Annotated in this window: 14 protein-coding genes; 5 read left to right on the top strand and 9 right to left on the bottom strand. The window is 38.1% G+C overall.

Annotation, left to right across the window (positions count from 1 at the left end; genetic code table 11):
* Positions 1-129 precede the first annotated feature (129 nt).
* Entirely contained in the window at positions 130-522 is a 393-nt protein-coding gene (locus tag H6F47_RS16165) for a Fur family transcriptional regulator (RefSeq protein ID WP_096572036.1), read from the top strand.
* A gap of 142 nt (positions 523-664) precedes the next feature.
* On the opposite strand, the gene H6F47_RS16160 is transcribed toward H6F47_RS16165, so the two are convergent.
* Both H6F47_RS16160 and H6F47_RS16155 read right to left on the bottom strand, forming a co-directional pair.
* Positions 665-1,648: a stomatin-like protein gene (locus tag H6F47_RS16160; protein ID WP_096572037.1), complete on the bottom strand. Its 984-nt coding sequence runs from the start codon at positions 1,646-1,648 to the stop codon at positions 665-667.
* Between the two features lie 66 nt (positions 1,649-1,714).
* The gene (locus H6F47_RS16155) at positions 1,715-2,143 is read right to left on the bottom strand and encodes an NfeD family protein (RefSeq protein WP_096572038.1); all 429 of its coding nucleotides are present in this window, start codon (positions 2,141-2,143) and stop codon (positions 1,715-1,717) included.
* 546 nt (positions 2,144-2,689) lie between these two features.
* Between H6F47_RS16155 and H6F47_RS16150 the strand changes: the two genes are divergently transcribed.
* Entirely contained in the window at positions 2,690-4,660 is a 1,971-nt protein-coding gene (locus H6F47_RS16150; protein ID WP_190650017.1) for a protein phosphatase 2C domain-containing protein, read from the top strand.
* A gap of 85 nt (positions 4,661-4,745) precedes the next feature.
* A complete protein-coding gene (locus H6F47_RS16145) occupies positions 4,746-4,970 on the top strand; it encodes a ferredoxin-thioredoxin reductase variable chain (RefSeq protein WP_137667135.1) in 225 nt (74 codons plus the stop codon).
* 306 nt (positions 4,971-5,276) lie between these two features.
* Here the strand turns inward: H6F47_RS16145 and H6F47_RS16140 are convergent, their stop codons facing one another.
* The 5 genes from H6F47_RS16140 to H6F47_RS16120 all read right to left on the bottom strand — a co-directional run bounded on the left by H6F47_RS16140 (position 5,277) and on the right by H6F47_RS16120 (position 8,923).
* Entirely contained in the window at positions 5,277-5,498 is a 222-nt protein-coding gene (locus H6F47_RS16140; protein WP_096572041.1) for a hypothetical protein, read from the bottom strand.
* 91 nt (positions 5,499-5,589) lie between these two features.
* On the bottom strand, positions 5,590-6,381 hold the full coding sequence (locus H6F47_RS16135) for a YdcF family protein (protein ID WP_137667136.1): 792 nt from the start codon (positions 6,379-6,381) through the stop codon (positions 5,590-5,592).
* A 141-nt stretch (positions 6,382-6,522) separates the two neighbouring features.
* The gene (locus H6F47_RS16130; RefSeq protein ID WP_199291188.1) at positions 6,523-7,410 is read right to left on the bottom strand and encodes a sulfite exporter TauE/SafE family protein; all 888 of its coding nucleotides are present in this window, start codon (positions 7,408-7,410) and stop codon (positions 6,523-6,525) included.
* 177 nt (positions 7,411-7,587) lie between these two features.
* Positions 7,588-8,127: a rhodanese-like domain-containing protein gene (locus tag H6F47_RS16125; RefSeq protein WP_096572044.1), complete on the bottom strand. Its 540-nt coding sequence runs from the start codon at positions 8,125-8,127 to the stop codon at positions 7,588-7,590.
* A gap of 100 nt (positions 8,128-8,227) precedes the next feature.
* On the bottom strand, positions 8,228-8,923 hold the full coding sequence (locus tag H6F47_RS16120) for an MBL fold metallo-hydrolase (protein ID WP_190650014.1): 696 nt from the start codon (positions 8,921-8,923) through the stop codon (positions 8,228-8,230).
* A gap of 92 nt (positions 8,924-9,015) precedes the next feature.
* On the opposite strand from H6F47_RS16120, the gene H6F47_RS16115 reads away from it, so the two are divergent.
* Positions 9,016-9,348, top strand: a complete 333-nt coding sequence (locus tag H6F47_RS16115) for a metalloregulator ArsR/SmtB family transcription factor (protein WP_137667139.1) — start codon at positions 9,016-9,018, stop codon at positions 9,346-9,348.
* Positions 9,349-9,423: 75 nt separating this feature from the next.
* Here the strand turns inward: H6F47_RS16115 and H6F47_RS16110 are convergent, their stop codons facing one another.
* Positions 9,424-10,710 (bottom strand): glutamyl-tRNA reductase, encoded by a 1,287-nt coding sequence (locus H6F47_RS16110; protein WP_096572047.1) that lies wholly within the window; start codon positions 10,708-10,710, stop codon positions 9,424-9,426.
* Between the two features lie 126 nt (positions 10,711-10,836).
* Positions 10,837-11,874 (bottom strand): class II fructose-bisphosphatase, encoded by a 1,038-nt coding sequence (gene glpX / locus H6F47_RS16105; RefSeq protein WP_190650013.1) that lies wholly within the window; start codon positions 11,872-11,874, stop codon positions 10,837-10,839.
* Between the two features lie 304 nt (positions 11,875-12,178).
* On the opposite strand from glpX, the gene H6F47_RS16100 reads away from it, so the two are divergent.
* A partial coding sequence (locus tag H6F47_RS16100; protein WP_190650010.1) for a helix-turn-helix domain-containing protein occupies positions 12,179-12,600 on the top strand: 422 nt, incomplete at its 3' end.

Raw genomic sequence — 12,600 nt, 5'->3', positions numbered from 1 at the left:
GACTGGTTAAAGTTAATCTATCAACCAGCCAATCAAAAAAGCTCATATCAGATATGGTAACTTAAACTAGTCACATAAGATACAAAAAAATTTTTATTTTCCAGTCCCAATCTAAAAGCCAAAATTACTATGAAAGCTATACGTACCCGCAGTCAAGAGCGAATTTTAAACCTATTGAAAAACATCAAACAAGGAATTTCCGCACAAGACATATACATAGAATTACGTAACTGTAGTCAAAGCATGGGTTTAGCCACAGTTTACCGTTCCCTAGAAGCTTTGAAACTCGAAGGTAAAGTACAGGTGAGAACTTTATCTAATGGTGAGGCTTTGTATAGTTTAACCCAACAAGATAAACATCATCTCACCTGTTTACAATGTGGTCTTTCCATACCTATCCATCAATGTCCAGTCCATGAACTAGAAAACGAGTTACAAACCAGCCATAAATTTAAAGTATTTTACCACACCCTAGAATTTTTCGGACTGTGTAATAAATGTCAGGAAGTAGGTGACAGGTGACAGGTGACAGGTGACAGGTAAGAGTTTTTATTAAGGGACTGACAAATAAAAAAATATACAAGTGTTTCTTGTGGTGCGGGTATTTTGCCCGCTAATTATACAGGGCAGGCAGGATGCCTACCCCACAAGATGAGATAATAACCTAGTCCCTATTCTCCAACAAAGAATGAGAACCATTGGGAATATCAGAGACAATAGAACGAATACCTTCTAAAGTAGCAGGTATGGTGCGAGGGTCCATAAACACCACCTTACTACTATCACTTTTACCAATAGTTGTACCCATATCTAAATAACCTAGTGCAAAGAGAACTTCTAAAGCTTTGTGTGCATCTGGGTTAGTTTGCATCCTTTGGGCTATAATTTCTGCTGACTCCGCGATCGCCTGTGCTTTCAAAACCTGCTGCTGTCTTTCCGCTTGCGCCTTTAAAATAAGTGCTTTTTGTTCCGCTTCCGCTTGTAAAATTATCGCCTTTTGTCGCGCTTCCGCATCCAAAATTTGAGCATCTGCTTTACCTCTAGCACTATTTACCGCCGACTCTCGATCACCTTCAGATGTTAAAATTGCTGCCCGTTTCCGTCTTTCTGCGGACATTTGCAATTCCATAGACTCTTGCACAGCCTTAGATGGGATAATATCTCTCAATTCCACTCGTGTAACTTTTACACCCCAAGGATCAGTAGCAATATCTAAATCTCTCAGCAGAATTTCATTAATTTGAGTTCTGGCAGTAAAAGTCTGATCTAACTCCAATTGTCCCATTTCCGAGCGAATTTGAGTTAAAACCAAATTAACCATCGCTGACTGGAGATTTTCTACCTTATAGTAAGCTTTCTCCATATCCACGATCCGCCAATACACCACCGCATCAACAGTAATGGAAACATTGTCACGGGTGATACATTGCTGAGGAGGAATATCTAAAACCTTTTCCCGGATAGTTTGCTTATACACAATGTTATCGAAAAAAGGATTAATCATATTTAAGCCTGGACCAAGCTTTTTCTTATAACTACCCAAACTTTCCACCAAAGCTTCATCACCTTGATTAATCACTCTAATTGATTTGAGGACAACAGTACCGCCCCCAAAAGCCAAAGCAAGTAACAATAAAAACTGACCCATTTTGATAAATCTCCGCAAATACGGTGCTTTGAAAACTCTTATCTGTCACCTGTCATTTGTCACCTGTCATAAAATATTTTCTGGCATTACAATCAAAGTCGTACCTTCTCTACTGACCACATAAACTTTTTGCCCTGGTGCTAAACTGAGTTTGTCATCATCACATCTAGCCCGCCAGGAATTACCCTCATATAGTACCCGTCCCGCCTGACCTGGTAAAATTTCTGTTAAAGTTTCGCCAATCACTGCATCAGAGATTTTTGATCTGCGTGTTGGTGGTTGTAAAAACCTGCGGGAAAACACAACTAAAACCGTGGAAAGCAACAGCCAAAGAATAACTTGTAGCCATAAACTGCTCAAACCCAAATAAGAAAGTAGCGCCACCGCAAAGGCACTAATTCCCATCATAAATTCTACAAAGGCAGTTGGTAACAAAAGTTCCATCAAACACAGGATTATTCCTGCTACCAGCCAGATTAAGGTAAAAGTTGGCATAACGCCATCCCAGACAATAAAAACAAAAAATTTAACCCCAATATTATTTTGTGATTAACTACATCTCAACCATCACTATTTACGGAAAGAAATTTTTGATTTCCAAATTTTTGCTTTCAAGTACAAACCTATCAACAAGAGCATACAAACATATTTGATTCCTATTCTAGTAATTAACATCCCAATTTGATCTAAAATCACCTGAATTTCTTTATAATTTATACACTCACAACTCAAGCTCAAAAATAGAATATGTAGCATAAATCAAACTTTGAGTATTATACTTAAACTTCTTTTAAAATTATTAAATCTTTATAATTTCTGACTTAACTATTCTCTTGACTCAGTGCAGGGTGCAGGGTGCAAAGTATAAAGTGCAAAGTACAGAAATTAGTTCTTCTTCCTCCTGACTCCTGTACGGGCGTTCGCGAAGCGTGCTGGAAGCATCAGCATTCGGGTGATAAATTATTAATTTTTGTCCAAGGTTGTTTTCCGAACGCTTCGCCCCTACGACTCTTGACTCCTAACTCCTTAGTTTATACATTTATGATTTCTACTGAACGGATAATTCATTGTATCAATCCCGACTGTGAAAAACCCATTAATAATCTAGGCGATCGCCTTTGTAAAAATTGCCAAACACCCATAGTTTACCGCTATCTGTGGGCGATCGGCACAAACGCAGCCAACATACTCCCGGAAACAAAAATTGCCGACAGATATGAGGTAATTACACAGCAAATTTGGCTAGATACCCAACCAGGAAAACCACCAGAAATACCATCAGAACTGCCACCGGCAGTTATCCCCTACCTAAAATTATATCCACAAAAGTTACACATCCCCCAACCCTACGGATTTACAACTTCTACAACCGAAGACACAGAAGACACAAATGATATTCTCTTATTAGAAAATGCACCTATAGATACAAAAGGCAATCTCTACCCCATCATTACCGAAGTATGGGAAGAAGCAAAAGCAGTTAGACAATTATACTGGCTATGGCAAATTCTCCAACTGTGGAAACCCTTATCAGAACTGGGAGTAGCTGCAAGCTTACTATCACCAAATAACATACTCGTTCAAGGTTGGTGTATCAAATTACTAGAACTATACCAAACAACAGAAACACTTACCTTGCAGCACTTAGGGCAATCTTGGCACTCATGGGTACTGGTAGCAAAAGCCGAAATAGCCCCTGGTTTAAGTAATATCATCCAGCAGATGTGCCAAGGTGAAGTAGATTTTACTACCATTAGCCATCAACTTAATCAATTATTACTAGCATCAGCAGCAGAATTACCATTAATGGTGAAAGTTGCTGGGTTTACAGATGCAGGTCTTGTGATGAAACACAATGAGGACAGTTGTTTCCCTAATACTACTGATAAAATAGACAACTATTTAAACCAGCATCTATCAGTAGTTTGTGATGGTATTGACGGACATGAAGGCGGCGAAGTTGCCAGTCAACTAGCAGTTCAATGCTTAAAATTACAAATCCGTGCTTGGTTACAAGATGTAGCCGAACAAACAGAAATTGTCCCCCCAGACTTGTTGCAGCAACAACTAGCGGCTAGTTTGCGGGTAGTAAATAATATGATCTGGTCACGCAACGACGAACAAAACCGCCAAGGTAGAGAACGCATGGCCACCACGTTAGTCATGGCCATACAATTACCGCAACGTATAGTCACCAATACAGGATGGGAATCAGAAAATACTCATGAACTTTATATAGCTAATGTTGGTGATAGTCGTGCTTATTGGATTACTCCCAGCTATTGCCAACTACTAACCATAGATGATGATATGGCAACCAGGGAAGTGTGTTTTGGTCAAAGTTTGTATCGTCAAGCAATCACAACAGCTAACGCCCATGCACTCACCCAAGCATTAGGAACAAAAGAAGCCGAATCTCTACAATTTGCCATCAAACGCTTTATTTTGGAAGAAGACGGGATTTTATTATTATGTTCCGATGGTTTAAGTGATCATGATTGGGTAGAAAAATCTTGGCAGAATTATGTAATTCCCCTGTTAACAGGTAAACTGACAGTGGAAGATGCAGCACGTAACTGGGTAAAATTGGCAAATGAAAAAAACGGTCAAGATAATACATCTATTGTTCTCACGGTTGTCCGTACTTCCCAAGCCCATTTAGTACCTGTTACACCTGTACCAATAGTATTAGAAACGTCAGAAACAGAGGAAGTAGGGATCACAAGCACAGAAACAGAAAACTTTGAAGCGCAAGCACCAGCAGTAGATTATTTAGCAGAGAGTTCCCTAGCTTTAATAGATTTGAATCTAAGTGAAGAATCAGCTTCTACTCCTGTTAAAGCAGCAAATCGGGGTAAACTGATCTTAGTTTTAGGCGGATTTTTAGCTTTGTTGGTTGGAGGTACAAGTTTAGGTTTATTTGCTTGGTGGCAACTTCAACCCCAGTCTTTTGGGCGGTTGTGTCAGCAACTTCCCCCAGAATTACAACAATTCTGCCCCCAGCGCCAATAAGCTATATTTCTTGAATGTCAAGATATGGTAAGATCAACCAAGTCAATCAATTCAGTAATCAAGAAAATTAGGTATAAATAATACTATGAATATTGGCGATCGCGTTCGTGTAAAAGAGTCGGTAATAGTTTATCATCATCCTGAGCATCGGGGTCAGGGTTTTGACATCAAAGGATCAGAAGGGGAAATTTTTGCTGTTGTTACTCAATGGCAAGGCAGACCTGTCAGTGCTAACCTGCCAATTTTAGTTCAGTTTAGCAAAAAATTTAAAGCTCATTTACGTGAGAATGAATTAGAGGTTATCAATTGATAATTGATAATTGACAATTGACAATTGTTTCATTCAAGCTTCAAAGTCTCTCCTTCCCAGAAGAAAAAAAGAAAAAATTTACTATTTCCCAATCCTCTTACTTCCAGGTAAGGCGAAGTAATTGTCAATTGTCCATTTTTACAGCACTTTCTGGTGTTATGAGGTACACCACGGGCGGGCAAGATGCCCACCCCACAAGAGTTTTATTATTAAAATTTGTACCTCATAGCAATGGAATCTGCTGTAATTGTCCATTGTTAATTGTCCATTGTTAAACTAAATCTATCTCAATCAAATCAAAAATCCTCAGCGGCGAAAAAACCACCCCATAATATTGAGTTCGCCGCGCATTTTTTCTAAGTCTCTACGGTTTTCGGCTGCGGTTGTGTAATACCATTCACAATAACGTTTAAATTCCGAACGAGTCTGAACTTCGTGGTAAAATTCTACAGTTGTTTGGTGAACTGCAAACACTTCCTCAACTTCCGGCTGAGGTGATGGGACTATATATGGTAGTTCTTTACTCATAGGTTATTAGTCATTAGTTATTAGTCATTGGTTATTAGTCATTGGTTATTAGTGAATTTTTCCCAGTCACCAGTCACCAGTCACCAGTCACTCACAACCAACCCCGCAAACCATAAACAAAACGTCCAATATATTCTTTTAAAGCACTGGTAAATTGATTCAAGTTATCAGAGTCAGGGAATAAATTTAGTATAGCGGCTTTGGGAGTGCTGGTTAATTCTTCCAACTCACCCCGACTAACAAGAAAATCAGTGGGTGCAGGAATAACATCAATATTTTGACGCTGAAAAATTTTGAGCGATCGCGGTGTGTGCATAGCCGAAGTTACTAACAATACTTTTTTAATTCCTCGTTCTCCGAGAATTTTCTGCACATTAACAGCGTTTTGATAGGTGTTTAAAGAATCAGGTTCTTGAATAATCGCTTGGGCTGGTATACCCAAAGATGTAAGAATAGTAGCCATATCTGCTGATTCTGGAGAACCGCTACCACGCCAATCAATGCGACCACCACTTAAAATAATTAGAGGTGCTTTTTTTTGCCGATAGAGTTGAGCCGCATAAATCACGCGATCGCCCGCTTCACTTAAATCAACCGTCGGACGAGGCCAAACCGCTGATTTAGTAGCACCACCCAAAACCACAATAGCTTCAGCTTGGGGTATTTCCGTCATGGGGATATTTTGCCATTCTAGCGATCGCACCAGATTTTTAGCCATCCAAGCATTACCACAAACCAATAATAAAGTTAAAGATAGGGAAATACAAACAGCGGCAATTTTTGGACGTTTCCACAAAGTTACCAAAGCCACTATTAAACTAACACAAGCTAATCCCAAAGGATAAAAAAATAGAGGTAGTAATTTAGAAAGATATAGAAACATTATTTTGAATAACTCAGGAGTTAATTAAGATCCAGATCCCCGACTTCTCCAAGAAGTCGGGGATCTGTCCACTTTATATTTTACATTTAATGATGTTTATCTACCTATCACCAATTAATATTCTAACAGCTTTTTCTATTACTATAGATGCCGCTGGGCAGTCTGTACAGGATTCAGAATAGTTACTTTATCTTGCCAATTTAACGCTGATTTTTTTCTTGGAGAAGCACTTTGATTTTGAAATAATACAAAAGCCGCTACAGCTATTAAAAAATAACCAAAATATTTTTGTAATTTTTTACCATCAATAAATTGAGATAAATAAGCACCAAAAAAACTACCCAAACTAGCAGAAATCACAAAAGATCCGATTAAATTCCAATCTAAATCCACCTGTCCTAAATAACCTAAAAAACCAGAAATTGCATTAACAACTAAAATTAATAAAGAAGTACCAATAGCTTCTTTCATAGGTGTTTTACCCAAAATCACTAAAGCCGGCACAATCGCAAAACCTCCTCCAACTCCCACTAAACCTGTTAATATTCCCACACCTAAACCTTCAGTTAACAACCATAACCAACAATACTGACAAACAGGAGGTTGATAAACTTCGATTTTGATATTTTCTAAGTGATCTTCTGAAGATAATTTAGTGGAATTTTGCAAACTTCTCTTAATCATTAAACTTGCTGCTATCAGCATCATAATTGCAAACAGCAGCATTTGTAAATTATCAGTAACAAATGGTAAACCTGCAATTTTTGCCCCTAAAAAAGCACCCAACATAGTAGCAGAACCAAAAATAAATGCTTTTTTAAAATTAATATTTCCCTTTTTCCAATGAGGAATTAAACCAATTAAACTCACAGTACCTACAATTACTAAAGTCATAGCAATTGCAGGTTTTGTTGGTACTCCCATTACATAAACTAAAATTGGTAAAGCTAAAACCGACCCACCACCACCAATTAAACCTAAACTAATACCAATTCCCGTTGCTAAAATATGTCCTAATATCCACATCATAATAATTCGTAATTCGTAATTTTTAGGTAAGTATTCAGGATACAGAATAAAGGATTAAGAATTAGAGTTTTCGATTTATTCTTGATAATTGATAATTGATACAAAAACTTACTTTTGTAGCTCACTACTACAAACAAATATTCTGACTCCTGACTCCTGAATTATTACAAAGAAAAATTAACCACGTTGGTTATAAGGTAACTTAGCTAATAACATACCCATTGCACAGGTATTTGTCACCCCTGCAAATACCAAACCAGCACCCACAAAACCGCTTAAAATTAAAAACCAGGGAGAAACAAAAGCACCTAACACAGTTCCTATAAAAACTAAAGAACCTGCAACTATTTGTACTTGTTGCATAATACTAATAGGAGCATTTTTATTAACTTGAGTCGGATATCCTGACTGTTTCCAAGCAGTAATTCCACCTTGTAACTGACAAAAATCTACAAACCCAGCTTGAATTAATTTTTGTGCTGCTTTATTGGATCTATTTCCAGATTGACAGTAAATAACAACTTGTTTACCAGGAACTAATTTGATTTTTTCTGGTTGAAATTGAGAAAGTGGTAAAACTTGAGAACCGGGAATATTTTCACCTGCATATTCTGAAATTTCTCGCACATCTATTAAATGTACTTGCTGTTTTTCTATTAACTCCTTAACACCAGCAGCATCAACAAATTGTAATTCCTGTTTAGTTGAAGTATTCATTTCTCAAAACTCCTCAAAATCCTATTTACTAAATATTAAAAACTCTGCCATTAAAAACTCTGCGTACTCTGCGCCTCTGGGTGAGAAATACCCTAAAATATTAAACTGCAATAGCATTTCCACACTTTTCATTTGCTGGAACAGCAGCCATCATTTTTTGCGGATTAGGTAAATTTAACCCATTCATTAATTGAATAAAACAGTCCCGATTATGTCCTTTAAATCTAGGATTATATTGCTTTTCTTCCCCAATAGTTGAAACTGTAAAACCTTTATAATCATGTCCAGGATAAACCAAAGTTGCATCAGGAAGAGTAAACATTTTTTGGGTAATGACATCAAATAAAATTCCCGCATTACCACTTTGAAAATCGGTTCTTCCACAACCGCGAATTAATAAAGAATCGCCGGTTAATAATCTTTCTTTGTTTAATAAATAAGCTAGATGACTATCTGTATGTCCTGGTGTGGCGATCGCTTCAATTACAATAGAATCTAATTGTAAAATTTCCCCATCTTGCATTTGTTGATCCGCGCAACTCGCTGGTGCATTTGCTGGTACAACTCCCAAACATCCAGTTAGTTGACGTAATTTACCCGTACCTGTGATATGATCTGCATGGATGTGAGTTTCTAAACAGTAGCGTAGTGTTAAACCTAACTCTTGAACTAGCTGTAGATCCCGTTCTACCTGTTCCAACACCGGATCTACTAAAACTGCTGCTTTTGTTGTCTTGTCAGCAATTAAGTAAGTATATGTACTAGATTCTATGTCAAAAAGTTGGCGAAATAACATATTTACACCTGAATTTTTTCCCTAATGATATGATTCTATTACTATATAGTAAAATAGTCAATATAAACTTATAAAATTTTTTTTGGTTTTTTATGTCAGATATATTTCCGGGCGCTCTTAATCATGTTGCAGAATATTTCAAAGTGCTATCTGAAGTCAGTCGGTTACAGGTGTTGTGTTGTTTAAAAAATGGAGCGAAGAATGTAACCCAAATCATAGCTGAGACTGGACTAGGACAAGCAAACGTATCGAAGCATCTTAAAATTTTAACTCAAGCGGGTATTGTCAAAAGAACACCCGAAGGAGTCAGCGTGATTTATGAAATAGCTGATCCGATATTATTTCAATTGTGTGATTTAGTATGCGATCGCCTACAAGTGAGACTCGAAGAACAAACTAAGCAGTTAGAGAAACTCAAACTTTAGGAGTCAGGAGTCAGGAGTCAGGAGTCAGAATAAAGATTTTTCTGTTCCCTGTTCCCTGTTCCCTGTTCCCTTTGATTAACTAAACTGCTCTTCTGCATCTAAATTAAATAGCATTTGCAGAGTTCTCATACAATTACGTCTAGCTTCAACATCTTGCTGTGACCGTAATTGTACCATGGGATCATGTAAAATTTTATTCACTATTCCTCGTGTGAGAGCTTCAATCACTTCTTGGTGTTTTTCACCAAATTCTGACCCTAAGCGAGAAAGTGCTTTTTGTAATTCTTGCTCGCGGATGTTTTCCACTTTATTCCGCAAAGAACTGATAGTAGAGACAGTTTCTAAACTCCGCCACCACACATCAAAATCTGCCACCTCTTCATCTAGGATTTTTTCAGCTTCCTGTGCCATTTTACGACGACTTTCGTAATTTTGCGCTACAACAGCTTTTAAATCATCCACATTAAAAGCCTGGACATTTGGCAAATCGTTTACATCTGCATCAACATTTCTAGGTACAGAAATATCAAATAACATCAACGAGTGGTTAGGATCTAAAACCATTTCTAACTTAGCACGATCCAAAATTGGCTCAGTTGAAGAAGTGCTAGTAAATACTATATCACTATGGGAAACCACAGATATCATTTCTGGTAACAGATGTATTTTAATAGGTACTTCTGAGAACTGCTTTGCTAATTCTTCCGCACGTTCACGAGAACGGTTCACAATAGCAATTCGAGTTGCACCTTTAGAAATTAGGTGTTGTACAAGTAACCGCGACATTTTCCCCGCACCGAGAATAGCGATCCGATAGGGAGCTAAATTTTCTACCTTAATTTGCGCTAATTCCACAGCAGCGGAACTAATAGAAACTGCACCAGTACCAATACTGGTTTCTGTACGGACTCGTTTACCTGCGGTGATAGCTTGTTTAAATAAGCGATTTAAAGTTGTTTTTATACCATTAAATTGTTGTCCCAGTTTGTGAGTATTTTTCACCTGAGCCAGAATTTGACCTTCACCGAGAACCAAACTATCCAAACCAGCAGCAACTCGCATCACATGAGTCACAGCGTCAGAGTGCATCAAAGTAAATAAATGTTGACGCAAAGATATGATAGGTAATTTGCTGTGTTCTGCCAGAAACTGAGTAACCTCCTGAATACCGTAAGTAATTTCACTGCTAACAATGTAAATTTCTAGACGGTTACAGGTGCTAAGGATAGCCACCTCATCAATATGGGGATAACTGAGGAGATGAGCGATCGCACCTTCGGTTTGAGGTTCAGGAATACTGAGTTTTTCTCTTACTTCTACTGGGGCTGTTTTATGGCTTAACCCCACCACTGCAATATTCATCTTTTATTTCTTAAATTCTTAAATGGATAATTTGTAATGGGTAATGGGTAATTGGTAATTGGTAATGGGTGGTAATAAATTTTTCCAATCACCAATCACCAATCACCAGTCACCAATCACCAAAAATTAGTGCAGTTGTACAACCTTGGGTTGCTCATTCATGTGAATGGTATCTACAAAGCGAGCAGTCTTAGACTGGCTAGAAATAACCAAACTTTGAGTTCTAGAACCACCGTGGAAGAAACGTACACCTTGCATCAAATTACCAGAAGTGATACCACAAGCAGCAAAGAGAACAGTTTCACCAGATGCCAATTCATGAGCATCATAAACCTTATCTGGGTCAGTGATACCCATAGAAGCTAGACGATCTAAGTTAGATTGTTTGCTTTCACCGATCAAACCGGTTTTCACAACTTCAGGATCATAGATTAACTGACCTTGGAAGTGACCGCCTAAAGCACGCATAGCAGCGGCAGAAATTACACCTTCAGGAGCAGCACCAATACCCATCAGCGCGTGAATGTTAGTACCAGCAAAACCGCAAGATAAAGCTGCACCTACGTCACCATCAGAAATTAATTGTACTCTTGCGCCAGCTTCGCGGATTTCTTTGATTAAATCGTTGTGGCGTTCGCGCTTCATCACAACTACTACCAGTTCTTCAATAGAGCGACCTAAACACTCAGAAAGAATCTTCAAGTTTTCGGTAGCTGACTTGTTGATATCAACCTTACCCTTAGCTGCTGGGGGTGCTGCTAACTTCTTCATGTAAAAATCAGGAGCAGCAAACAGACCACCTTTTTCAGAAATTGCCAAAACGGCCATTGAACCGGGTTGTCCGTAAGCTACCAAGTTAGTACCTTCGCATGGGTCAACAGCGATATCAATTTCAATTAATTCATCAGGGTTGCATTGTGCTTTAGCTTCGGGATTAGCACAAATACCTACTTCTTCACCGATGTAAAGCATGGGAGCGTCATCACGTTCACCTTCACCGATCACAATGCGACCGCGCATATAGATTTTATTCATGCGTTCGCGCATAGCTTCCACTGCTACCTGGTCAGCAGTGTTCTTTTCACCCTTACCCATCCACTTTGCAGAGGCGATCGCTGCTTGCTCCACAACCTCAATAATCTCTAAACCAATTGTATTTTCCACAGGACTGCCCTCTCAGTTGCTGATATTAGCGTCGTTTTTATCTGACCATTTCAGTCTTTAAGTCTACCAAAGTACGGATACATATAGAAAAAAGTTAAGTTTTACTGCTATTAATTATCCCAAGTGGTCAAAATGCTAGAAAATAGCAGTAATTTTGTATTAACCTAAGTTGCTAGTTAAGAATAGGAGGCAGGAGGTTAGTAGCTAGTTACTTTTTTCTTAACCAATACTAACAAATACTCACATTTGCTCAAAATTTTCTGTCATCTTTTGCTTTGTGACAGAATTACAGTAAAATCACTGTATGCTACTAGGATTCAAAACCCAACTCAAAGTTAACAAGCAACAACGACTACTACTAGCGCAACACGCAGGAGTAGCCAGACACGCTTGGAATCAAGGTTTAGCACTGTGTCAACAGGTATTATTACATAACAAACTGCAACCAGAAGAAAAAATCAAATTTCCCACAGCCATAGATTTACACAAATGGTTAGTAGCAGCCATTAAATCTACCCATCCTTGGTATTATGAAGTGTCTAAATGCGCCCCTCAATACGCATTAAGATATCTCTCAGATGCTTTTAAATCTTTCTTCAAAAAAAGTAAAGGGTTTCCTAAGTTTAAGAAAAAGGGTAAACATGATTCTTTTACCTTAGATGGTGTCATAAAAATTGACTACAGAAGGGTAAAAGTACCCGTAATTGGTTGGATAAAAACTTATGA

This window comes from Sphaerospermopsis sp. FACHB-1094 (genome assembly GCF_014696195.1).
Classification (GTDB): Bacteria; Cyanobacteriota; Cyanobacteriia; order Cyanobacteriales; family Nostocaceae; genus Sphaerospermopsis; species Sphaerospermopsis kisseleviana.
The sequence above is the reverse complement of the archived record's forward strand: the minus strand, read 5'-3'. Positions and strand labels throughout refer to the sequence as shown.